Below are 24666 nucleotides of genomic sequence, written 5' to 3'. Positions count from 1 at the left end.
GAGAATAGACATGACATCAAATGATCGACGAGGACGATATATGAGCTGCCCGACCTCTGCTTCCTGTGACCGTAGAGGACTAAGCCCGTGTCTATAGCCTCTCTGGACCTCTTTCGAACCCGGGTTGCCAAACTCCGCGATCGGCATTTGGCGTTGCGGCAAGAACTCGAACGGAACTTCCAGTCCTTTGCCATCGCCAATGAAGAGTCCGATCGGGCCATCAAACCGTTACGGGAGAAAATCGAAGCGGCTCGTGGAGAGGAAAAGGCCGTCATAGATCAGTATGTCGACCCTCGCGTCTTCATGGATGATTTGAAAGGGGAGATTCCCATATTGCTGTTCCCTTTGCGCGTGCAAACACGATTTTCGGACGCACCGCAGGGTGGAAGTCTGCGAATTCGGGTTTACCCCGACGATATCTCGGTGCAGTCCCACGAATCCAGGCTGACGGAGAATGAAAAAGCGGTCGGGAATCTGTTTTGGTCTAGCCCAAAAAACAAAATTGATTCCGAAACACTCACTCAGGCCGAAATCTGGCGAGGTATGGTTGGACGTTTTGGGATTAGGCGTGCCGCCTGGATCAGGCAGGCAACGGACCCGACAGCCCCAAAGGGTCCGGAATTGATCAATGCGCCCCTACGGATCCCCGCGGTTTGGACTCTTCCCGAGCGCTTGGTGTTTCGGTTGTACGGTCCGGGGGATCGTCTTCTCATGCCGGAGGTCCTCGGCGGTCCCATCCCGGATGGCCTAGAAATGGGGTTTGATCCCACCCGGCCGAACATGGGATTTATCAACGAGAAGCATGAGGACTTCGAATATCCGCCGGAACTCCTCTGGCAGGCAGATTTTTCCGAGGCGGAAAAGGTGGGCATGGGGATATCGATACCCCTGAGCAAACTCGGAGACGTGCGGAAGATAGAGCGGCTCGTGGTATTGGGTGTGCGCTTTTCGTCGGATGAGAAAGCTTCTAAGGAGCTGCTGGAAAAACTGATCGAGGACCACCTCTATTCTGATGGATTCTCCCTGGTGCCCCAAGGGACACCTACGAATATCACCGAGGACAACGATGTTCGCTTGGAGCCGGACCCTGACGAAGTCCTTAACTGGTTACAAGAGGGCGGGGAATTTCGGGGCAAAGACCTGAAGGATAGAAAATACGAAGATGAAGCGGACGGCCTCCGCCTAGCCCACGCACTCGGGATCGCACCCGAAGCCCTGCGTTATGTCCGCCATGCCGGTTGCGAAGACGGTCGGGAATCCATTTCGATGAAGCGGGCTCTGTGGGCCGGAACCTTTGGTTACTATCTCCAGCAAATGCTCCCGCCGCTTTTCGAGAGCCCGGAAGAGCTGCGGCGTGATTGGAATCGAGGAGAACGCCTGCTGCTGGCGACCCGTTTCTTCTTCACACACTTCGTGTTCGGAAGGGGGCCACTGCCGGCAATCCGGGTGGGCGATCAGCCCTACGGCGTTCTGCCTGTGTCCGGCGACATGCTGCAGGCGGCCGAGGATCGGGTGCCGGAATGGAATGAATCATTTATCGACGAATTTACCGGGGTCCTTCAGCACAAGCTTATCCTTCTGTCGAAAGCATGGATGGAGCTTGTTCCGAAGCTCCCGCTCGCCGGCGCAAGCAAGGACCCCGGCGATGACGCGGATGCCCGCCTGATTAGCATTTTGGGACTACAAGCGGCGTCGGCGGAATATCGTAGCGAACGCCTTGTGGGGCCGGAATACCTCCGGAATTACTTGGACTTCCGGAATGAACGTAAGAAGGAAGCGGCTCTGGCCGCGTTGGAAGGGCTGCGGCAAACCCGGTTTGCCCGCTTCAGGAATGAGTTCCCATCCTTGCTCGGAGAGCAGCCCAGGATCTTTGACCTTACATTTTATGGGGCCGTTTGGACACAGATCCTGGCGGGCGCGGAGGCCGGAGCAAATGGCGTGAATCGGAAATTGGTGCCGCCGCTCTCCGGCGACGTGATCGACAATCTGCCGCTGTCCGAATCGCGCGCGATCGATGGTGGATATCCGAATTACATCAAGCTGTTAGCCGAGCTTCCCTTGCCCGAGATTCGCAAGGGTATCCAGCGCGCCGGAGAGGGCGACAAAACCGAACCCGTTTCTGCGCTGCTTTATATGCTTCTTCGCCACAGTTACCTGTACGAGTATGCGTTTGGGGCAATGCGATTGCATCACTATCTGAACGGGACGCCCTGGAGCGAGTTTCGTGAGAAAGAGCTTTATAACCTGTATTTTATTTTTGACCGCACCTATTGGGATTTACTCGAAACCGAGGTTAACCTGCCTCAGCTGGCGGCTGTCGCTTTGCCCAATCCCACCGCACTTCAAGTCCTCGCAGGCCGGGAGCACTATCGGCGTGAGCTTGGCAACTACTGGAGCCAGATTTTCGGGGACGTTGACGAGTTACACCGTGCTCTCGTCCATCTTCAGAACCTTCCCACGGCACGGTTGGAGCGGCTCTTCGCCGAACACGTCGATCTCGCCGGCTATCGGCTCGATGCTTGGCTGACGGGCTGGGTCTATCAGCGTCTGATGGCTTTTCGCGCGTGGCGCGAAGATTCCCGTGGAGACCGCATTCATCCTCTTTATCCCGGAGATGCCGAGCAGACCTTCCATGTCTTCTCCCGCACCGCGGCGCCGCAGATCCTGCGGTACGATTTGAATCACCGGCCGATTGAGAAATACTCGGAGGGCATTTATATCGGTGCCTTTGGCTGGGTCGAGAATATTGAGGCGGATCCAACACCCACGCCGGTCGACGACTTACCTACGGAACTTCTGCCAAAGAACGGTGGCCGGGTCACTCGCGATCCGGCGAATGTCGGCTTGATTCATGCGCCTTCGCTCAGTCAGGCCGTGACTGCGGCTCTATTGCGGAGCGCCAGTGTAAGCCAACCGGACAAAACGGCGTTCAATATCGATCTGTCTTCCGCCCGCATCCGTGAGGCACTCTGGATTATCGATGGGGTACGCAACGGGCAGACCCCCGCCGCGTTGCTGGGCTACAAGTTCGAGCGTAGTTTGCGGGAACGGAAGCCGGCCCTCCAGCAATATCTTCCCTACCTTCGGCAGGCATTCCCGATGCCCCATAGGGAAGAAACGGATACCGCTGGGGCCGAATCCATTCCCGCGAAAGATGTAGTCAATGGGCTTCGGATCATTCAAGCCCGCCGGGACAAAACGCCAGGTAAACAACTGGACGATTTCATCACCAGTTTCATGCAGGATCGGAATGACCGGCTCATCATCGAGGAACTTGCCGACAGTCTGATCGACGCATTGGATGCCTGCGCCGACCTCATGCTTGCGGAAAGCGTCCATCAGGCCGCTCAAGGCAACTATGAGCGCGCTGGCGGTGCGGTCACCGCCAGCGGGGAATTCACCCATGTTCCCGCGGAGTTCGAGGTCATCGATACACCGCGCAGCGGTACCTCCATCACCCATCGCGTGCTGCTCGCCTTTAATGAAGAATCCTCCGCTACTCCGGCAAAGACGGCACGCGCACGCCTTCAACCCCAGATAAATGCTTGGCTGGGTGCCATTCTGGGCCCCCTGGACAAGATCGTGTGCGGTTTGACCTATATCTTCCGGAAGAACAATACCGGCGGCCGGGTGAATTACACCATCACCCTCGATCAACTCGGGCTCGAACCCGTTGATCTCATCTACGTTTTCAACCGGGCCTTTATCAGCGAACTGGCCGGACATTTGAACGCCGCCATGCGTTCAAATTTTGATGCGCAGCACCCGAGCACGCTGGTCGAGGGCGTCGAAGTCCAGTTTTTTTCCACTGGAAATTCCGGCACGCGCTCCGTAGGGGAATTTCTGCCCCTGCTAGGACAACTGCGCAAGCTGTTGACCAGCGGACGCCCGGTAACGCAACGCGATCTGCTCCCCCCCAAGGATTTGCATGGGCGGGATCAGGAAAAAATAGATGCAATCGATCGCGATGAACTCGTCCAGCGAGTGCTTGGTGTCACGGCTGCGGCGCCGGGCATGCGTGCAGCGGACAGCTTGTGGGGTGGCTTCGAGGCGGCGATGAAGGATTTGGACTCCATCGGCAGTTTAAATGCAGACGGCATCCGGGACCGGCTACTTGTGGCGGCGCAATTCGGTATTCCGGAAGCCGCGCCCGACATCGCTGCCGAGCCCGCGCAGCTTCTCGAAATGCTCAAGACCCAAGCGATCCGGGTCAAAGACATCATGCAATCGCGCCTTGACGAGGCGAACGAAAAGTTGAAAGTCCGGCTGTCCCCGGAAGAGAAAGATGTGACGCCGACACCGGTCCCGAAGGGCGAAATCCTGACGTTGTGCCGGGAGGTCACTGGCATCCTGCTTGGAACAGCGTTCCCCGTCATGCCGCGAATCGCTCCGCCTGCGGGCTTCTCCGGTGCTCGCCTATCTCCCTCCCCGCCTAAGCCGGAGCACGTCGACGATTGGCTTTTCCTGGCATCGAACGTGCGCGAAAACGCCATGCAACTTCAACATGCCCGCGTCCTCGCAGAGACCACCGCGGGCGGCCTCCCACCGCTGCAGGTATTCCAGTGGCCGGCGGCATACCCAAGTTGGGTCGCCGACCCGCTGCCCGTCAAAGGGATGCCCGTTCACGATTTCATTTCCATCGTGATGCAACCGGCGAAAGCCTTCGAAGCGGGCAAGCCGATGTCAGGCCTAGTGATCGACGAATGGCACGAGCTGATTCCGAACGAGAACGAGACCACAGGCATCAGCTTCCACTACGACGCCCCCAATGCCGAACCCCCACAGACTCTGCTGCTAGCCGTATCGGAACGCCGACGGGACCAACATGGCCAATGGTCATGGGACGAACTCGTGCGGTGCATCGACCAGTCGTTTGCCTTGGCGAAGCTGCGTGCCGTCGGACCGGACGAACTTCGCCAAACGCCCCTGGATACCGTCCTGCCGGCCACCGTCGCGGCTGAGGCAGCAACGCCCGCCACAATCGCGACCAGCTTTCTCGCCAATGCCTCTGTGCGGATGGCCGCGGCCTACTCGGAAGCCTGGAAGAAAACATAGGTAAGCCTATGATTAACCATGACGTTTCGCGCTTCCAGGAACGCGCCAACATCAGCGACCGCATAAACAAGGGTTTGTCGGTGCTTTTTCGCATCCCGACCGCGACCTTGTGGAACCGCCTAGAGGGGCGCCCGCGTTCCGAAGATCTCGGCCAGGCTTTACGGGCCGAGGTGCGGGATCCTCTTTGGATGCTGGCTCGGCAATGGCAACTTGGAGAGTTCAAGGGCGAAGATGCCGGAACGCCGATACGGGCGAAGCTGTTCGCAGAAACGACCTCATTGGCAAGCTTGACCCTGGGAGGCAAGCCACCCGAAGCCTACGATGCGAAGAAACCTCTGGAGTTCGTCGTCGAGCGTCAAAGGTTCGAGCCGGATTTGATGATGAGCTTATTCATCGGGCAGGCTTGGCTCCGGAAGCTGGAGCAGAAAGCAGGTGCGGCGGCCGGTGCCTTAATCGCGAGTTTCAAGACGTCCGAGGCTTACGGTATCCGCGCGCCTGTGCAGCCCCCCGAAGATGCCGATACGTCCACGGTCTGGATCGCTCCTTCGAGTCAAACAGAGGAACCGCCGTCCAAGACGCAACAGAAAGACCTCGAGTTCTTGACACTACTGACTCATCGCCGTGAGCTTGAAACCCGGCTTGCGGCGGCTGGGCGGGGTATTGATGGGGGAAAGCTCCTTGTCGACATCTCAAAGGCGTTAGGCGATGGAACGTTACCTTCAGCCCAGTTCGTCGCCCAGGGTGTGGCCGTGCCGTACTCGCTGGCAAAAAAAGTGGATACCCTGGCGAGCGATTTCAAAAAAGAATGGTACGACAAACTCTTCCTTCCCCCCTCTGGCGATGAGAATGCGTGGGTACCGGAGCATCTCGAGCACAACTTTTCACTAGGAGTATCGAACGGAGACGGAGCCGGAACCGAAACCCGACTCGTTGCCGACCAATACCCCGGTGGACATCTTGACTGGTATTCCTTTGACGTTGCCGGCCGCGAAAAAAGCACCATCGCCAATGCGCCGGGGCCGACGAAACGGACGAAGTCATTCGTGCCGACGCCTTTGCGTTTCCCGGGCATGCCCAACGTTCGCTGGTGGGAATTCGAGGATAACCGGGTGGGCTTTGGGCTGACTACTGCTGCGAAGACCGATTTAGTCAAGCTCTTGCTTGCGGAATTCGGGCTGGTTTTTTCCAACGACTGGTTCATCCTGCCGTTTCGGGCGGACGTTGGGACGCTGACCGACACCAAGGGTATCGTCGTCACCGATAACTTCGGCATCAATACCCTGATTGAACCAACGGCAAAGCGCCATGCCGATGCTGGGCTTGCCGGACAATGGGGGATGTGGACCCTAACCAAGCGTGATGCCCCTCGGGCGGTGGACACACGGTTGTTTCTGGCGCCCGCGGTGGCGCGTTCACTCGAGTCGAAACCCATCGAGGAGGTCGTATTCCTTCGGGATGAGATGGCCAACCTCGTGTGGGCCGTCGAGGCCATCATTCCCGATCCTCTGGGGGGCGGACGCGATGCGCAAGAAGCGGGCAAACTCTTGCGCGAGGCCATCGTTCAAGCCTATCCGGAAGAGCCGAAAGGCGCTGACTGGAAAGATGTGCTCTTGCGCTATCAGCTCATGGGTAGCGTTCCGGAGAACTGGATTCCGTTGGTATCGGTGCGGCTGCAGGGCCAAAGCGCTTCGACTGCGTTTCTACAGGGAGCCATGCCGCGCGTGCCGCCGCTCAAACCGCCTGACGACGCCACAGACCTACAGAAACTTGCCCATAAAGTGGTCCTGCCCCGCGGCACCATCTTGGCCAGCGATCCGGTCAACCATCCAAACGTAATCCATGAGGAAGAACTGCTGCGCGGTGGCAGCTTGGTCCGAAGGACTTTTCAGCAGGTGCGCTGGCATGACGGTGGGACTTTCGCTTGGGTTGGCCGCAAGAAGAAAAACGGACGCGGAGAAGGAGCTAGCGGCCTTTCCTTTGACCAAGTAATACAACAAGTAACTCAAAACGATTAAGCCGATAACTGATTATATATTTAACTCTATACGTTTGAATGGAGGTTGCGATGGCCTTTAGTTTGCAGGGGGCGGTAGGCCTCAACAATGACGGTAGTTTTGCTAAAAATCTCGCGCAGGACCAACAACAGGTTGCCGAGCTGCTGATGATGATTCCTTTACCAGCTGGCGGCCTTAAGACCAGTGCAGGCTCCGCCGTCGAGATTCCGACCCCCTTTATGGCAGGTACCATCTCGGCTGAACTGTTAGGTGCGATCCAAACCTTCCAGACCGTTCAGAATGCATCGTTGAACGTTGATCTTCGGGTGGAACCCAATAGCCCAACCTTTCAGCTACTCGTTCAGCTTGCAACGCAACCACCGATCCCCACCAATCTCCTGGCAAACATCGTTCTTAGCCCAATTGATCAAGTTCTCGAAGAAGCTCCCCCAGCACCGGTTATGGGCCTGCCAACTATCGTCTATAAGCCTGCTAATACCGAACAGCTGGTGTTCGATAATGGTGCGGTGCGAGTAACCATGTCCTTTAGCGGCCTGCTCAGCGGTGCATGGGGGCCTAGCTTTGGCCTGGCTTGTGCTGCAAACCCTTCATTATTGGCGCTCGATCAGGCAGTAAAATCCGGGAGCGCACGACGGATCGGAGCGACAGCGCTTGACCAGGCATGTAACGAGCTTCGCGCTCAGACACGGCTCGCAGCCAATGGACTATTCGCCTCGGTAGCTATGAGTGCTGACATTCAAGGAACGTTTAAAGTGAGCGGCAGCCTCGGTGATAATTGGAGGCAGTTGTCACTTGGCTTTGTCTTTCCGAATACCGTCGTTGCGACCGGATCTATCACCGTTTCCGAGACCATACCATTGCCAACAATAGGCGGTAACGTCAAATTCGATGGAACGATGGCATGCACTATAACCGCGATGTTCAGGGACCAAATTCCTATGGATCAAGCTAGTCTCTTGGCAAGCCTCGCTGTAGTTCTCATTGCCGGTAGGGTTGTGCTTGTTCCTCTTGCCGCTTGGATTGCTGAGGCCGCGACAATTGCAGGCGCCCGAGAACTCGTTCGGAGAACAGCGTTAGGTCTTGTCAAGGAATATGTTTTGTTAGGACCTAGTCCTACTCTTCCTTAGGGAATCTCTGTATAAAAATTCAATTGATCAACAGGACTCCCGCTTAACTGAAAATAACAATTTTTCTAGTAGAGGAGAAACTATGGCAAAGGCAATGCTAGTAATTCCCGCAAATTTACCGATGGTTGCATTACAACAGATTTTCTCTGCATTTCCCGATCTCGCGCCCCACTTGGTGGTGGACGGTGTGGGGGCAGTCGTCGACGTACCCAATAACCTGGTAGCGAGCATTGCTAGTAGTCCGTCGGTGGCAGCGCTATCTACTGGCCCTATAGCAAATCCACAGACATTGCCGATAGCACCGGAAGCGATTACTTGGCTCGAGGCATGGAACCGGTTGTTCGATCCTGTATATCTCGACAAGCTTGCATCAAGGGCACTCAAATGGCTGAATACTTCGATCACGTGCCAGACAGTAAGTGCATTCGGTTCACCACAACCGATGATGACGTTAACAGGAGATATTGCTGTCGGCATCCTGATTGTTGATGGCCTAGCAGGGTCTACGGCGCAAATCACTTCTTCGGAATTTCTGGATATAACACTGGCACTCATCCAGGGGTTCGAAATTCTTTACAGAAATGCGCCGTCATCGGCGAAACTGGTTTTCGTGGCGGAACAGCGGCGAATCGCCTTATCACTCAACCCAGCGACCGTGCCGGGACCAGTGCCAGATCCCAGTACAGCGACATTCGCCGATTACGAAGCAAGAGAGTCGTTATGGCGCGATCCTGCGTTACAAGCCATCGGTTTTCAGGCCGGATTACCCGGTATTGATGCATACCGCGCAAATCTAATGAATCGCCAATGGCCAGCAGGTGCACCTCGGCAATCGATAGTCGTGCTGCTGAGCAAATACTCGGCTGCGCATTTCGCGTATGCCGCCTCTGGCAGATTACTCCTGCAGTTCGATAGGGCTTCATTGATCGTTCAGCCTGAGAATCTCGACCGTGTCATAGCCCACGAGATCTGTCATTTGTTCAATGCCCCGGATGAGTACGGAAGCTGTAATCCGCTACAAACATTTGGCCCGTTCGGAGCTGTTAACGGAAATTGCTTGAATAACCCCTTTGCGGCTATTGGACACACCCCTTGCCTAATGGCCGGTGAGGCCGATGATATGTGCCGTTTTACGAAAGCACACGTCGGGTGGGTGCCGCTTAATTAACAAGTGAGTTAACAATGGAAACCTACAAGAGCGGTGGTCAGGACATCAAGTTCGAATCTTTTGTCCCAAATACTACAGGCCAAAATCCTGCCGTGGTCATTCTGCCAGGAACGTTTGGCATGTTGCCCCCATGGGGCGACGATATTCGGACTTTCGCCAAAGGACTCCAGAGTGCAGGGATTGTTGCGTTTATTCCAAGTTATTTTGATCGCACAGGAACACAACCAGGCATGGAAACAACTGTTGCTATCACGAGACTGGTGAAGGACCACGGAGATGAATGGAATATGGCGATCGAGGATGGCATTACACTCGTGTCAAGGCTCCCAAGCGTGGATTCCGACCGGATCGGGTTACTTGGTTTCTCACTGGGTGGTAATAGGGCGTTGACTTTAGCAATGAAGCCCCAGCGCGTCGTGAAGATCAAGAGGATTGTGGAGTTTTTTGGTCCAACCGTATCAATTCCACTCTCCGGGGATGTAGCGCAGCTTCCGCCGCTACAAATTCATCATGGCGATGAAACCGACGTAATTGTGCATCCCGGCGAGACAGACGCCCTGATTAATCGGCTTAAAGGGACGGGCAAAACCGAAGGCACCGATTTCGTAGTACATCGTTACAAAGGAGCAGGACACGGCTTTCAGGGAAAGGATCTTGATGACGCACGCAAACGCACCTTGGAGTTCTTTAAGAATGGCCTCTAAGCAAGTGTTGATTGTCCACCGATTTCTACAACAAGTGAACCGGTTTGCTTCGGGATTTGCTCGATGCGCGAGCCTGTCAGAATTTTTGTGTGTGCGGCATATCATGTTATTAACAACCGGGAGCATGTATGCCAAGCAAGACGAGGAAGGCTACGGTGTGGGAGACGGCGTTGCCGTCTATCCCGAAGGAACTGATTGATCAGTTCGTGACCGGTCCTATGGGTGCCGAAGCGGTTAATGCCACGTCCTTGGCCTTCAAGAAGGCGCTGATCGAACGTGCACTGGGGCCAAGCCCGAGAAACGCAGGTAATCACCATAACGGCGCCACAAGCAAGACGATTTTGATTGATGAGGGTCCGCTGCGCATCAAAGTGCCGCGAGACCGCGACGGCAGCTTCGAACCATTACTCATCCCGCAGCAGGAGCGACGCTTTACCGGCTTCGATGACAAGATCATCGCGATGTATGCCCATGGCAGACTAAGTACATCCCAGAAAGTTTCGCGGAACGCGAGTGCAACACGTCGACAAAGGATTGCCGACGAATACTTCCGCGCAAAGCGATGTACTACGAACGTTTCGAAACCACGGCCGCATGACTTCAAGTCGCCCAGCGTGTTTCGACCCATCCAATCGAATCCCTGGCAATTCTGCGCAATGAGCGGTTCGTATGCCGTAGGACTTTCCTGAATGTACTTAGAGCATTTTCTAATCGGGTGTACGGCGTTTCTGTATTTTCCCGGATGGCGCGCCCGAGCATCGCCGCCGGCTCAAGGCGGCGATGCGCAGGATCAGTGCGCCATCCGGGTGCCCTTTCTTTGGGTTACTTTGGATTTACGCCTATCCTGGCGCAAACCCTTCGGGCGCGCTCCGCGCGTCCAAATTTGTTCCCGACAAATTTGTCTTTGGGCAAGCAAAGACAAACTCGCCGGGAGCGAGTTTGGACCGCCGAAGGCTGACCCGACGGGCAAACCCCAAGGATGGGTTTTGCAAAAGTAACTCGCCTGCGGGGCTAGACCCGCTTTAAACTCGGCTGCCCGCCGAAGGCGGCTTCCCTTATGACCGTACATCAGCGATGAAAACGCTCTAAAGCGCGAGATTCAGGGCTTCCTGGTCGAGCAATACGGCGTTGAGGTCGGTCTGGAGCTTATCAGCTCGGTGATCGATGCCGTCATGGTCGAGCACGCGGTGGTCCGCACCAAGGCCATTTACTTGGCGCGGGGCGTGCCGCACAAGACTGGAAGATGGCGATGAACCAGTTCGCCATACTCTACGACGAACGATTCACCAAGTGATCCGCTGATCCTGTTGCTCAACCCCTCACACACAGAATTTCTGACACTTCCGATCCTGCCGTTAGCGCTTGACCGATTCTTTACGGCTTGTTTTTTCCAGATACTCCACATAACTCGCACCCGCCCGGCGCAGGAACAACATCTGTTTCTTGAAGTTGCTGCAGTGCCTGCACATCATCAGGTGCAGCCGCACTGCCATCCGCTCTCTCAGACTCAAGTGAACGTCCAATGACTTGGACACCAGCTCACTGACTTCCCGGCAGGAACGCATGTTATTTATCTCCGGTCTGCTGTTTGCCGAACCACCGCGCTTCCAGACATGCCCGCAATCTCATGCGGGCACGATGCAACGTAACCCAATAATTGGTCGAACTGAGGTTAGCTTCCTTACAGATTTCTTCCGGCTCCAATCCGACCAGTTCCCTGAGCATGAATACTTCGGCCTGACGCGCCGGCAGATTCTGCTGGCACCACTCGTAGATACGCCAGAACTCCTCCTGTTCCAGAGCATTTTCAGGATGCGACCAGACCTTGGGCGGTGAGTGCCAACTCCCTTCGGCGTTGAACAAGTGCTCCTCAATGTCCTCGTCCGCCCCAACCCGGTCCGGCTCGAACAAACGGGTTTCTCGTGCGTCACGACGCTGTTGGTCGGCGATCTTGTGCTTCAGGATCCCAATCAGCCAGGTACGCAACGATGAGCGTTCGGCAAAACCGGCATCGGACTGCAAGGCCGCCAGCAAGGTTTCCTGCACCACGTCTTCCGCCAAGTCGGCATCACGCAGATGCAGCAGCGCATAGCGGAACAATATCGGGCGGTGTTGTATCAGCGTGTCATCGGTCAAGGCATGCCCCTTCGGTTTTCTTGTTCGCTTCGGGCCATTGTTCTGGTGCCTTTTCACTTTAACCTTTGCACTTTGCGGGCAACAAGCCGGCTGGAATTTCTCGATGCGCGCCTCGCAAGGAAACGTATATTTCACGCACTTTTGAACTCTTCGGCCAAATCAGTCGTAAGGTTCGGCCCCGGCCAGCGACTAAGGGACAAACTTTCAATTGTAAGAGGACTCGATCTATGACGAGGCACTGGCTTTTCCTATTCGGCCTTAGCATGGCGCTGGCCTTCCGAATTGGGTATGCGGCCGAACCGGACTGGAGCAACTACGGCCAGATTCTCGCGCGACACCTCAGCGAGCGCACCGTCGCCGGAACTCGTTTGGCATGGCTGAATTACACCGGGTTGAAAAGCGATCCGGCGTTCACGCTGGCGATCGCACAAATCGCTGCCTTTCCCGTGGACAATCTCAAGTCCCGCGAGGAAAAGCTGGCCTTCTACATCAACGCTTACAACATTCTGGCCATCAAGACCGTGCTGGATCACTGGCCGGTTGAGAGCATCAAGGATGTCGGCAATCTCCTCAATCCGGTGTGGAAGCGCCCGGTCGGCAATGTGGGCGGCAATGCCCTGAGCCTCGACGAGATCGAGAACGACATCCTGCGCAGACTGGGCGAGCCGCGCATCCACATGGCCATCGTCTGCGCCTCGAAAAGCTGCCCCGATTTACATCCGGAACCCTATACCGCGGCAAAGCTGAATATGCAGCTCGACTCCGCCAGCGCCAGCTATTTGAATAATCCCACCAAGGGCCTGCGGGTAGAGGGAACGGCGGTAAGGGTATCAAAAATCTTCGACTGGTTCGGCGAGGATTTCGAACAGAAGGGCGGCGTCGAGGCATTCATCCGGACTTATCGCCCGGACTTGCCGCAAGGCTTGGAGATCAAGGCCAATCTGCCCTATGACTGGACGCTGAACGGCGAATGACGCCCAAACAGCGGAGTTGAGATCATTGTCCAGCAGCGCGAAAACGAGAACGCTGCGGAGAGGGTCCGTGCCAGAGTCTCGAGTGTCATCAGTGTTCTCTTTGATTGAAACGACATGGAATGGATTCATCTGTTCTGTCGAACGCCCCCTGCCTCAGCATTTATTTGGCCACGACGGCAGACATCACAAGTCTCCGGCAAACAGCAGTTCGCCCCAATAGTGCCGGATCAGTCCAGCCAGTCGGCTACCGACCATCTTTCACTATATCGGTATAAACATTAGAGCATTTTCATACCTACTGTACGGGCACTCGCGAGTAGGTCGGGAATCCCTCCCAATCGCAAACGGTCGCTTTAGCCGCGACCCCTCCAATCGCAAACGGTCATCCGGGGAAGGGGCTGGCCGACGCTCCCGGCTAGGCCGTTTGCGATTGGAAGGGTCATCCCAGCGCTCCTGGGATGACCGTTTGCGATTGGAGCGCCGAAGCCGCCCTTCCCGAGGTGCAGTTGGGCCAACGAGTTCGTCGGCAAAGGATTGCCGACCTACTCCACTGTTGGCCTCGAACAGTACAGGTTCTCGGTCCAGAAAAACTGGCCGATGTTCTCCCTTCCCGCAACACACCGGGAATTCCTGGACCAAGCCGCTGTGCCTCGCTGTGGCTCCCATTCGCAGGAAGCCCTCTAGCGTAGCGCCCCTCTCGAACGCCGGGTTGGGTGTTTCTTGCGGCGTTCGTGCACCGCTAACACCCGGTGGGAGCAGGCGGAAGGTCCGCATGATGGCCCTTGTAAGGGTGTCCGTTTTCAACCAAATACTTGAAGGATGCGAGTGACTGTGCCCCCATTCTTCGCATTCTGGCAAGCATAGCTGGCTCAAGGAGCGTTCCAATTAGACCGCCCTTCAGCTCAATTTCGGCTTCCGACACCAGCAAAGCCTGTTGCGCGCCGTCCGGATGTACCGACCAAACATTGCTTGCTCGCTTAACGAACGGTATTCCAAACCCTTCGTACTTGAAGGCCCGCCCTTCGTCCCATGCGATCCAACGCTCCTTGATCGTTAACTTTCCCGCCAATTCGCAGGTGCGCTCCGCGCCAACACCGCGGGCGACCGGTCCATCACATGTGGCACGGAGTACAGGCTCTGACCATAGCTGTATGTCCTCCAAAGCTGCGAGCCTCTCCCACACGACCGAGGCAGGAGCGTTGATGCATACAGAAGTGGACAGCTTAATCATGTAACCTCCTTTTGCGATCGGGAATGGTTGACGACCAATGCCTGAATTCACCGGACCTGCGCCGCTTTTCGCGCAGGTCCGGTGAAATGATGGGTCGGGCGTCATTTCAGATGGATAGCCCAGATTAACAAAAATTCGGCAGAAGACGCGCCATTACTTTGGGGATCGATTGCAAGTGAACTTCGTTACTCTTTCCTAAAGCGCTTGCAGCCATGCGCTGTATGATCTTTGGGAAATCGCGGTCGGCCTGAAAGGCCAGCAGAGGAAGGATGACCGGTGCAAGCAACCTGTTCTTCGGCATCAATTCCCACCACACCATGACTTGCGAACCAGCGTCCGATGGTGTGATTTTCCATCCGCCGCACATCGTTTTTGCCGGAAACGGAAAATCCGGAGCTTCTGAAAGAAAGCGCACGGCGAAACTGTGGCCGGGATTGAATTCAGTACATTCCTCGGACCATCGTTTGCCCGCGTGATCTTCACAAGATCGGACAGCCCCAACACCAGGTGCTTTTCCTTCCAGGACAACGGAGCGCTTCAATGACGGCATGTACTTCTTGATGTCGCCAATATTGCCCACAATCGGCCACATTTGGGCAACGGGTACATTGGTTTCAACGATAATGCAATGGCGATAATCGCCATTTTTTCCTGTCCTGTGAGCCCGGCCAACGGCCCAAAGCTGCCAAGCGCCGAAGACAAATACCGCGCCAGCGACGGCAAGAACAAGAATAATGCCCAGAGGTGAAAACAGCCTGGGAAAGGCAAGCAACAAAACGATGGAGCCTACTACCCACGAGAAATCGGCGGCACTTGCATAAAGCGCGCGCCACGTTGCGATCCTCTGACGCGTTGCCTGATGGATCAGGTCGGCAGCAAAGATGACCAAGACGATGCTGACTACTTGAAGCACAGCTGGCGCATGTATCCCAAGCCACTCGCCCACCAGCGCTGGGCGAAGGAGCATGAGCAGCGCGGAGGAAAGTGAAAAGACGGCGTTCGCCGCCAAAGCCAAACGAAGCGGTAAAACGGCATGCATTTAATATCTCCTTTCGACGAATGACCAAGGGATGGATTCTTGGCTCCAACTTTAGATGTAGTGGGCTTTGTGCTCCTGCTCCCATGAGCTGGCGACCGGCGCTGTGATTGACAATCGCTTGCACGTTGCAAGTATGTGCAGTTGGCTTGTGACGTGCAAGCGTTTTGCGTACGCTCGATTCATGAGAGAAAAAGCGCCTGCCGGGCGGCGTTCGGGCTGCCCGATCAACATCCTGCTCGAAGCTGTGGGAGACATCTGGTCGCTGCTGATCGTGCGTGATCTGATGTTCTTCGGACGCAAGACCTACAACGAGTTTCCGAACGCGGGTGAAAAAATTGCGACCAATATCCTGTCGGATAGGCTGCAACGACTCGAATCCTCCGTGATCGTCGCGAAGCAGCGCGATCCCTCCGATGCCAGGCGATACCTCTACCGCCTGACGGAGAAAGGCACGGACCTCGCCCCGGTCGCAATGCCGTTAAGTTAAGGCGTCATTCCGGCAGGGATTGCTCGCCCCTTCCCTGGGGCTCGTCCTTCGGACCGTGCTTAGCACGTCCAAATTCGCTCCTTGCGAATTTGTGCCGGAATCCAGAGCACAGGGAAGTGACACGCCTCTGCCATCCATGGCTTCTGGACCCCGGCATTCCAATCGCAAACGGGCCTTTAGTCGGCCCCTTCCCTGCCGGGGTGACGTCCTTCGCCTTAAACTCAACGGCATTGACCCCGGTCGGGGTCATTCGCGAAATGACGGAGAACCGGGAGGGTTTCATCGCCAAGGTGCGCGAACGGTGGATGCATGGCTCACCGCCGTGACGAATCGACATCACCCCCGCATCCCGCTCACATAAGCCGCCGTCAGATCATGCGCCGGAGCCTCGAAGATCTGCCGGCAGTGGCCGAATTCGACGAGAGTCCCGCCCCGCTCCCGCAACCAGAAGAAAGCGGCGTAATTGGCGATTCGTTTTGCCTGAGCCAGGTTGTGGGTAACGATGACCACGGTATAGCGTCCCCTCAACTGGGCGATCATATCTTCTACGATGCCGGAAGCGATGGGATCAAGGGCGCTGCAGGGCTCGTCCATGAGCAGCACGGAAGGCGCGAGAGCGAGCGCACGGGCGATGCACAGGCGCTGCTGCTGACCGCCGGACAGAGCCAAGGCCGGCTTGTCGAGCCGATCCTTGACCTCGGCCCACAGGCCCACATCGGTGAGCACCCGTTCCAGCGTTTCGTCCAGATCGGCGCGCTTTTTCATGCCGTGTTCACGCAGCGGCATCTCGATGTTGCGGCGGATGGGCAGCGGAAAGGGATTCGGTTTCTGGAAGATCATACCCACCTCCCGGCGCAGCGCCGACACATCTAGGCGGGGGGCGAGTATATCCTGGCCGCCGATACGGATGCCGCCCTCGACTCGGCAGCCCGGAATCATGTCGGTCAGCCGGTTGAGCGCAGACAGAAAACTCGTCTTCCCGCACCCGGATGGACCGATCAACGCTGTGATACAGCCCTTGTAGATATCCAGCGTTACATCCTTCAGGGCTGGGTGATCGCCGTAGCTTACGGAGAGATTCGTCACCCGGATCAGGGGTTCGGGCACACAACAGGGCGGGCCGGATTGCAATGGACCGACGGTGTAGGTGCCGGCATCGATACTGGGCGAACAGCCGCTGTGTCGGTCGAGAGTTTGGGTCATGGAGCTATGATCCTTCGGTTTAGCCAATGTTCCGCCAGATACAAGGCCGTGCCGTTGATCAGGATGAGCAGGCCGATCAACACCAGCGCTGAGGCGTAGGCATTGCCGTCGCCGCCGGCGACGTTCATCGACAGGTCGTAAATATGGACGGACAGCGCGCGGCCGGAATCGAAGAGCGAGGACGGCATACGATCCACATAGCCGCTGGTGAAGATCAGCGCCGCCGTTTCCGCCATCGCTCGGCCGACGCCCAGCAGCAGTCCGGCCACGAGGCCCGATGATGCCGCCGGCAGCAGGATATGGCGAAGCGCCGCGGTGCGCGACAAGCCGAGCGCGGCGCTGCCCAGCCGCCAATCGTCGGGCACGGCGCGCAGGCTGGCTTCCGCTGTGCGGATGAGGATGGGCAGCACCATACAGGCGAGGGTCAGGCCGCCGGACAGGATGGAAAAGCCCAGCCCCAGAAAGACGCTGAAGAAAGCATTGCCGAACAGCCCGAAAACGATGGAAGGCACCCCGGCGAGCACATCCAGGCTCAGGCCGACGAGTCGCCCGAACCGACTGCGGGGACGGAGAAACTCCGTCAGCAGCACCGCCGTCGCCAGTCCCAGCGGCACTGCGGCGGCGACGGCCACGCCCAGGATCAGCAGTGTGGAAACCAGGATAGGGCCGATACCCCCGGTCCTACCGGCGTTCAGCGGCGATGACGACAGGAAAGCCCAGGACAGCCGCTCGGCACCATGCCATAGCAAATCGCCCACCAGCCACAGGAAAGCGCCCGCCACCAGAAGCGCCGAGCCCCAGACGGCCAAGGTCATCAGCGGCTCAAGCACCCGACCGCGAACCATGGCAAACCGTCCCGCCTCAAACATGTGAACGCGCTCCGCCGAACCGCAGCGCGGCAACCGCCAGCAGGATGATCATCCCAGACAGAACCAACCCGGACACGAAAAGTCCCGCACGGTGCTCGCCGGTGGCATAATCCATCTCCAGAGCGATATTGGCGGTCAGCGTACGCACCGGGTCGAACAGGCTATGAGGCGTTTGCACCACATTGCCGGCAACCATCAGTACGGCCATGGTTTCGCCGAGAGCTCGCCCGGCCGCCAGCAGCAGACCCGCGATGATGCCGCTCCGCGCCGCCGGCAGCACCACGCGAAGAATCGTTCCCGAACGCGACATCCCCAACGCCGCCGCACCGTGCAGGTATGCCTTGGGCACCGCCGCCAGCGCGGCATCGGCGGTGAGGGCCACAGTGGGCAAGATCATCAGGGTCAGAATGAGGATGCCCGCCAAAAGGCTGGCCCCCGGCGGTTGCCAGCGGGCGATCAGCGGCACCAGCACGGTCAAGCCCCAGAGCCCGAACACGACGGAGGGAATCCCGGCGAGCAAGGTCACCATTCGCCGGTACGGGCGGGCGGCGGATGGCGGGGCGTAAAACCGGCAGAACAGCGCCGAAGCCACGCCCAAGCCCCCCGCCAGCACCAGCGCCCCGGTGCTGGACGCCAATGTCGCCCAGAGCATGGGGGCGAGGCCGAACAGCCCTTCGGAAGGATGCCAGGCCGCATCGGTCAAAAAGCGGAGCCACCCGATCCGATTTAGTACGGGCCAGGATTCGTGCAGCAGAAACAGCACGATCAGCACCAGAACCGCGGCGGCCAGTCCGGCCGCGATCGAGAGCCACCCGGCGAGGCGCGCGTCAGTGCGCGAGGGGGACGAAATACTGTGCTTCGACCAAATCATGAACACGTTCCGAGCGGCTGAAGTCGATGAACTGCCGGACCAGCCCTTCAGACTCGGCCTTGGTCACCAGATTCAAAGGCCGGGCCAGCGGAAACCGGCCATTGCGCACATTCTCCACCGATGCATCAACCCCGGCCATGGGCAGCAACTTGATGGGCACGCCCTGAGAGACCTCGTATTCGGCGGTGCCGATCGAAACGTAGCCGATAGCACTCGTGTTGCCGGCAACGGTCTTGATACCCTGCTGGTTTTCGCCGATGACCACGTGGGCCGTGATGTCGCCGCTCTTGAGCTGAAAGTGATGCAGGAACAACTCCAAAGTCGAGCGGCCTTCGGCCTTGTTGACCACGGTAATGGGCCGGTCGGCCCCGCCCACGGCACGCCAGCGGGTAATCTTGCCGGTGTAGATGTCGACGATCTGCGGGTCGGTCAGGGTCTGCACCGGATTGTCCTTATGCACGATGAGAGTGATGCCGTCCAGCGCGATGGTGAAGCTTTTGAGGTCCTGCTCGTCGGGCTTGAGCGCCCGCGACACCAGGCCGATATCGGCCAGCCCCGAGCGGGCATCGGCGATGCCCCGCGACGAACCGCCCGACTGCACATCCACGCGCACGCCTGGGTTTTCCTGCTCGAAACGTTTTCCGATCTCCGCCACAAGCGGCGCTAACGTGCTGGAGCCGGTCAACACCAGCTTCCGCTCGGCCGCCTGCGGAATCGAGGCTGTTGTCGCGACGAGCAGCATGACGGAGAGAGCGCTCAAATAGCGATTCAAGGATAGGCGCGGCATAAGTGTCGGGTCCTGTGAAAAGTATGTAATCACAAACTTACCGCATCATCGACTTGTCCGATGAAGCGCGGCAAGGGGAATCAGGTTCGTGGCAAGCGCACGAACTTCTTTCTGCGATAGGAGTTTCCGCCGCAGCGGTTCTCGTGAGCCTGCTGTTTACGCGTGACATTTAGTCGAGACAAATTCCACTTCCTTACAAGCTGTTCGATCAGCAAACGCCTCCATCCGCGGCCGTTTCGGCCAGCACCACTTGGCCGCCGCAGAATCATGCATTCATGGCACACTACTGCCGGATTGCACTCACCGGCTAGCACGTGACCGGAGTTCTCTTAGGCTTGGAATGTTTGCCTTCATAAGAATGTCCGTTTTCGACCAAATACTTGAAAGCGGCGAGCGACTTCGGCGCCATCGCCTTTCCGGAGCGACACAATATTCTCCGGCAGGCGTACCGATTGTCCTTCCGCGAGGCGTTGTACGCCAGCGCCGCGAGCCGGTTGTCGCCGTAATCGGCTTGGGTTTACGCAGGAAAACAACGGCCGAACGCCAACAGCAGCCCCGGTGGTCCCTTGAACCGAATTTTTCGACGAATCAGCGCCCAGGCGAGGTACTTCTCCTTTGCCAGGAATTTAAGCCAAGTGCGGCTATCGGCCTTCAGCTGAAAATCCGGACGGCCGCTATGCCCTTCCAGCACCTGGAGTTTTTCGTCACGAATGATGATAGTGGCCTCGATTTTCTCGCCGCCAGTGAAAGTAAAGTGATAGGTGGCATTGAGGCCTTTCGATTTCCCTCTTTGGAATACATTAGGAAGTCCCTTCAGGAAGGCCGGCACCGAGGTTGGCCTTAGGCTGTTGTTGGCGCGTTTGGCGGTTTTATGCGGAAAACGGCGGGCCACATGGCCTTCCGCATCGGAGCCGGCTATGACGTAGACGGTTTCCTGCTTGTCCTGCAAGGGGCGCACAACGTCTTTGACAAAGCCCTTCCGGTCATTGAGAAACGGTCCGATGACGTCATCGCCCGCCGGACACACCGCCAGACAATAGGCAGCCTTGTAATTCGCCCCGAAAGAAAGGCTTTGCCACATGGAAACGGACTCGGCATCAGAGACTTTCTGTCGGTAACTTCTGGCGTTTGCGCTCGAGGCGATGGCCTCGACCCAGTCGGTGAATCCGCCCATGAACTCCCGATAGTTGTGGGTGTAACAGGCCGAAAAGTCGAAATGCCCGTCGGCTCCGATCGCACCCACGGGACAGGCGGCAACGCAGAGCTTGCATTCGAGGCAGGGGTTGTAGTCAATGGGATGCGACTCCTCGTCGATCTCGGCATCCAGAATGATCGTGCCGAGAAGAACGAAGTTGCCGAACCGGGGATGGATGACATTGCGATGGATACCCATGCGCCCAAGACCTGCCGCCTCGGCTACCGGCTTGTGCGACACCACCCACATCTTGCCGGGCCAGCGATCCGCCTCCATCGGAAATCCCATCGCACCATTGATCGCACGGATGCCTTTTTGCTCCAAAACCCTGACCATTCGCCGGGCGACCTCGTTGATCTCGTCGCCCGTATTGTGGAACTCCAGATTGGCGACGGAACGGGCAGGACTGCGGATGTTCTCCCGGTTCATGCGGCAGACGAAGCTCAAGAGGGTCTTTGCCCACGGGAAGACGCGCAGGATGTCCGCTCGTTGTGCGTCGAGTTCGGACCGGCCAATCCCTATGCAACCGGCGTCGTCCGCGCCGGCTTCCGACGCCAGTCGGCGCAACCAAGATGCTTCCAGTACTCGCCCGCCAATCGCCTCTTCCGCCGCTGGATCGGCTTCACGAAAATGCCTGACAGTGGGGTGTTCATCGAGATTCATCATGTATATCTCCTTATAGTGTATATACACGTAAATGACGAAAAAAATTATCGCGCCTGTGATGCCTCAATCAAGTCCGACAGGCTTCTCATCAGGATTTGCAATCGGTCTTCGCCCATAGCCTCCCTGATTCTGGACTGTGCCTGTTCCCACAGAGGATACGCTTTAAGCAGCACGCCCCGTCCTTCGTCGGTAATCGTCACCATCCGGGTGCGGCGATCTTCGCCGGAGGCGACATCGATAAGCCCTTGATTCTCAAGAAGCTCCAGATTACGGCTCAAAGTCGTTCGGTCCATGACGGCGTTCTCGGCAAGCTGGGTCACCGTGATGGGTCCGCTCATATGGACGGCGACCAGAAGCGAATACTGCGTACCCCGTATGCCGGCCGGGCGCAGCATCTCGTCGTAAAGCTGACTCACCGCACGGGTCGCCTTACGGAGATTGAAGCCGGTGCATTCCATACAGCACCTGTAATCCGGCATTTCACTCGAGGGGGCACATGCTTGGGACAAGTTCGGGATACCTAACTTTTAACGAAAGATATTAAGGAGTATATACACGTAATATCACATGTCAACGATTACTCGCGCTCTGCCGTCGCGGCTTGGCGGTGATTTTCCGGTCGTTGAGACGGCCATGCGGGGCTATAGAAATATTCATCCTCCGGACGTCGCGAGCCGGTTCTGGAATGCACGGTTCCGTGCACGTAAGGGTTTGCGAAGAAGCTAAGAGTTTTCCGATTCGGCGTGACGGAGCCTGATGTGTAGGTCGGCAACCCTTTGCCGACGTACCGGCTCGGCAAGGGATTGCCGACCTACGCTCTTCCTGCCCGACACGAATCCGTACACCGTAATGAAAACGCCCTATTTGGCCATCACCCCCGCCGCCAGGCATGATACCGCTCCACCCATCGAAGCAGCGCTTCCGGCGCATGCGCGCGTTTCCAGACCCCGGCGGCGTATTTATTGGCTTCGGCCAGGGTCGGGTAGATGTGAATGGTGGCGAGTACTTTGTTGAGTCCCAGCCCGTGTTTCATGGCCAGGATGAATTCGGCGATCAGGTCTCCCGCATGCTCGCCGACGAGGGTCACGCCGAGTATCCGGTCCTTGCCCGGTACGGTGAGCACCTTGACGAAACCGTGCGCTTCGCCGTCCGTAATGGCGCGGTCCAGATCGTCGAGGCCATAGCGGCTGATTTCATAAGGAATGCCCCGTTCCTTGGCTTCCTGTTCGTTAAGGCCTACCCGCGCCACTTCCGGATCGGTAAAGGTTGCCCAAGGAATGACCCGGTAATCGGCCCGGAATTTCCTGAAATCGCCGAAGAGCGCGTTGACCGCCGCGTACGAGGCCTGATGGGAAGCCGTATGCGTGAACTGGAACGGCCCGGCCACATCTCCGCAGGCGTAGATATTTGGATAAAGCGTCTGAAGAAACTCGTCGGTTTCGACGGTGCGCGCTTTCGTCGTTTCGATGCCGAGTTCTTCCAGCCCGTAGCCCTTAGTGTTGGCGACGCGGCCGACAGCCACCAGTATTTGGTCGAAGACTATCCGTATCTCTTGCCCCTGGTGTTCGACGATCAGGATTTTCTCGCCGTTCTCGACGATGATCCGTTTGGCTTGATGCTCCAACCGAAGGTCTACGCCCTCGTCGCGGAAACGCCGCGCAATGATTTCGGAGACTTCCGGATCCTCCCGGATCAGCAGTCGGGGCAACATCTCCACCTGAGTAACCCGACTGCCGAATCGGACGAACGCCTGCGCCAGCTCACAACCGATCGGACCACCACCGAGGACGACCAGACGCTTCGGCAATTCGCGGATATCCCAGACGTTGTCCGAAGTGAGATAGCCCACCTCCTCCAATCCGTGGATAGGCGGCACGAAAGGCCTCGCACCGGCAGCGATGACGATGGCGCGGGTGCTGAGCGTGCGAGTGCCCGCTTCCGTGCGAACCTCCACCGACCAGGGCGAGACGATCCTCGCTTCGCCCTCGATCACTTCAACGCCCAATTCGGTGTACCGTTCCGCCGAGTCGTGCGGCGCCACAGTCCGTATCACCCGCTGCACCCGTTCCATCGCATCGGCGAAATCGAACTCCGCAGAGGCCCGGCGGATGCCGAACTCGGGTGCCCGACCGATCTGGCTCAGCAGTTTCGCCGTGCGTATCAGGGCTTTCGAAGGGACACAGCCGGTGTTGAGACAGTCTCCGCCCATGCGGTGTTTCTCGATCAGCGTCACCTTTGCCTTCACGGCGGCCGCGATATAGGCGGTGACCAGACCCGCAGAGCCCGCACCGATCACCACCAGGTTACGGTCGAAGCGTTTGGGTTTTTCCCAGGGCTCATACACCTTGCGGGCCTTGATCGTATCCACCAGCCTGCGGGCCAGCAGCGGGAACAGGCCCAATAGGGCGAATGACAAAAGCAGGCCGGGCGAGAGGATGTCCGACAGGGATTCGATCTTGGCCAACTGCGTGCCGGCATTCACGTAAACGATCGTTCCCGCCAGCATCCCCAGCTGACTCACCCAATAAAATGTGCGAGTGGGTATGGCGATCAGGCCCATCAGAAGATTGATGACGAAGAACGGAAACGCCGGCACCAGCCGCAAGGTAAAAAGGTAAAACGCGCCATCACGGGCGATGCCTGAATCGATGGCTTTCAGACGCTCGCCGAACCGGGCTTTGACCGCATCGCGAAACAAAAAGCGGGATGCGAGAAAGGCCAAGGTTGCCCCGATGGTCGAAGCGAAAGATACAATCACCGTGCCCCACAGCAGACCGAACACGGCGCCGCCGGCCAAAGTCAGCACCGCCGCGCCGGGCAGGGACAGCCCCGTGACCGCTACATAGAGGAGGCCGTAAATCGTGATGGCGAGGAAAGGATGGGCGGTTCGATAAGCGGCGATGGCTTCCTGCTGGGCTTTCAACGTCTCCAAAGTGAAAAAGCGTTGCAGGTCGAAGGCGAAAAAAGCCCAAGCAAGCGACAGGAGGACGATGACAAGACCGATACGGTAAGGGTTCATGACGGATTTCCCTAAAGGCAATGGTCGAATAATGCTATTAATTGGTCGGACAATGAGATAGAAAACTTACAGCCGCACCGGGATGATTTTCTTCGCGACGCTGTAAGATTTCGTCTCGGC

At 57.6% G+C, this 24666-nt stretch carries 18 protein-coding genes and 2 pseudogenes; 9 read left to right on the top strand and 11 right to left on the bottom strand.

All coding sequences use genetic code 11. From position 1 onward, the window contains the following. Positions 1 to 87 precede the first annotated feature (87 nt). The 7 genes and pseudogenes from B2A78_RS11985 to B2A78_RS25670 form a co-directional block, all read left to right on the top strand. A complete protein-coding gene (locus B2A78_RS11985; RefSeq protein ID WP_077730230.1) occupies positions 88 to 5055 on the top strand; it encodes a hypothetical protein in 4968 nt (1655 codons plus the stop codon). Between the two features lie 8 nt (positions 5056 to 5063). Further along, complete coding sequence (locus B2A78_RS11980; RefSeq protein WP_077730229.1) at positions 5064 to 7070, top strand: hypothetical protein; 2007 nt, start codon at positions 5064 to 5066, stop codon at positions 7068 to 7070. A 50-nt stretch (positions 7071 to 7120) separates the two neighbouring features. Beyond that, the gene (locus tag B2A78_RS11975; RefSeq protein WP_139841111.1) at positions 7121 to 8197 is read left to right on the top strand and encodes a hypothetical protein; all 1077 of its coding nucleotides are present in this window, start codon (positions 7121 to 7123) and stop codon (positions 8195 to 8197) included. 82 nt (positions 8198 to 8279) lie between these two features. Further along, positions 8280 to 9365, top strand: a complete 1086-nt coding sequence (locus B2A78_RS11970; RefSeq protein WP_077730227.1) for a hypothetical protein — start codon at positions 8280 to 8282, stop codon at positions 9363 to 9365. 14 nt (positions 9366 to 9379) lie between these two features. After that, complete coding sequence (locus B2A78_RS11965; RefSeq protein ID WP_077730226.1) at positions 9380 to 10069, top strand: dienelactone hydrolase family protein; 690 nt, start codon at positions 9380 to 9382, stop codon at positions 10067 to 10069. A 128-nt stretch (positions 10070 to 10197) separates the two neighbouring features. After that, positions 10198 to 10569 (top strand): annotated as a pseudogene (locus B2A78_RS11960) (transposase); the annotation flags it as partial. Positions 10570 to 11160: 591 nt separating this feature from the next. Then, a pseudogene (locus tag B2A78_RS25670) lies at positions 11161 to 11295 on the top strand (IS256 family transposase); the annotation flags it as partial. Between the two features lie 129 nt (positions 11296 to 11424). Here B2A78_RS25670 and B2A78_RS11950 read toward each other — a convergent pair. Both B2A78_RS11950 and B2A78_RS11945 read right to left on the bottom strand, forming a co-directional pair. After that, positions 11425 to 11634: a zf-HC2 domain-containing protein gene (locus tag B2A78_RS11950; protein ID WP_077730224.1), complete on the bottom strand. Its 210-nt coding sequence runs from the start codon at positions 11632 to 11634 to the stop codon at positions 11425 to 11427. Position 11635: 1 nt separating this feature from the next. Continuing rightward, entirely contained in the window at positions 11636 to 12205 is a 570-nt protein-coding gene (locus B2A78_RS11945) for a sigma-70 family RNA polymerase sigma factor (RefSeq protein WP_168175405.1), read from the bottom strand. 227 nt (positions 12206 to 12432) lie between these two features. Here B2A78_RS11945 and B2A78_RS11940 point away from each other — a divergent pair, with 227 nt between their 5' ends. Further along, entirely contained in the window at positions 12433 to 13179 is a 747-nt protein-coding gene (locus tag B2A78_RS11940; RefSeq protein ID WP_077730223.1) for a DUF547 domain-containing protein, read from the top strand. A gap of 739 nt (positions 13180 to 13918) precedes the next feature. Here B2A78_RS11940 and B2A78_RS11935 read toward each other — a convergent pair. Both B2A78_RS11935 and B2A78_RS11930 read right to left on the bottom strand, forming a co-directional pair. After that, positions 13919 to 14410, bottom strand: coding sequence for an SRPBCC family protein (locus B2A78_RS11935; protein WP_168175404.1), 492 nt, complete (start codon positions 14408 to 14410; stop codon positions 13919 to 13921). Between the two features lie 124 nt (positions 14411 to 14534). After that, positions 14535 to 15449, bottom strand: coding sequence for an SRPBCC family protein (locus B2A78_RS11930; RefSeq protein ID WP_077730221.1), 915 nt, complete (start codon positions 15447 to 15449; stop codon positions 14535 to 14537). A 181-nt stretch (positions 15450 to 15630) separates the two neighbouring features. On the opposite strand from B2A78_RS11930, the gene B2A78_RS11925 reads away from it, so the two are divergent. Beyond that, positions 15631 to 15936: a helix-turn-helix domain-containing protein gene (locus B2A78_RS11925; RefSeq protein WP_168175403.1), complete on the top strand. Its 306-nt coding sequence runs from the start codon at positions 15631 to 15633 to the stop codon at positions 15934 to 15936. Between the two features lie 336 nt (positions 15937 to 16272). Here the strand turns inward: B2A78_RS11925 and B2A78_RS11915 are convergent, their stop codons facing one another. From B2A78_RS11915 to B2A78_RS11885, 7 genes are all read right to left on the bottom strand, one after another. Then, on the bottom strand, positions 16273 to 17139 hold the full coding sequence (locus B2A78_RS11915) for a phosphate ABC transporter ATP-binding protein (RefSeq protein WP_077730218.1): 867 nt from the start codon (positions 17137 to 17139) through the stop codon (positions 16273 to 16275). Next, positions 17136 to 18008, bottom strand: a complete 873-nt coding sequence (gene pstA, locus B2A78_RS11910; protein WP_240502502.1) for a phosphate ABC transporter permease PstA — start codon at positions 18006 to 18008, stop codon at positions 17136 to 17138. Before pstA ends, B2A78_RS11915 begins: the two co-directional genes overlap by 4 nt. After that, positions 18001 to 18879 carry a phosphate ABC transporter permease subunit PstC gene (gene pstC / locus B2A78_RS11905; protein WP_077730217.1) on the bottom strand — a complete coding sequence of 293 codons (879 nt, stop codon included), beginning with the start codon at positions 18877 to 18879 and terminating at the stop codon, positions 18001 to 18003. The genes pstA and pstC overlap by 8 nt, the downstream gene beginning before the upstream one ends. Beyond that, positions 18836 to 19666 carry a phosphate ABC transporter substrate-binding protein gene (locus tag B2A78_RS11900; protein ID WP_205780760.1) on the bottom strand — a complete coding sequence of 277 codons (831 nt, stop codon included), beginning with the start codon at positions 19664 to 19666 and terminating at the stop codon, positions 18836 to 18838. Before B2A78_RS11900 ends, pstC begins: the two co-directional genes overlap by 44 nt. 517 nt (positions 19667 to 20183) lie before the next feature. Beyond that, positions 20184 to 21527 carry an SCP2 sterol-binding domain-containing protein gene (locus B2A78_RS11895; RefSeq protein ID WP_077730216.1) on the bottom strand — a complete coding sequence of 448 codons (1344 nt, stop codon included), beginning with the start codon at positions 21525 to 21527 and terminating at the stop codon, positions 20184 to 20186. 44 nt (positions 21528 to 21571) lie between these two features. Continuing rightward, a complete protein-coding gene (locus B2A78_RS11890) occupies positions 21572 to 21985 on the bottom strand; it encodes a MarR family winged helix-turn-helix transcriptional regulator (protein ID WP_077730215.1) in 414 nt (137 codons plus the stop codon). Positions 21986 to 22398: 413 nt separating this feature from the next. Continuing rightward, entirely contained in the window at positions 22399 to 24546 is a 2148-nt protein-coding gene (locus B2A78_RS11885) for an FAD-dependent oxidoreductase (protein ID WP_077730214.1), read from the bottom strand. Positions 24547 to 24666 lie beyond the last annotated feature (120 nt).

The organism is Methylocaldum sp. 14B (genome assembly GCF_002005105.1).
Lineage (GTDB): Bacteria > Pseudomonadota > Gammaproteobacteria > Methylococcales > Methylococcaceae > Methylocaldum.
Note: the sequence above shows the minus strand (reverse complement) of the source record. Positions and strands in the feature narration are given on the sequence as shown.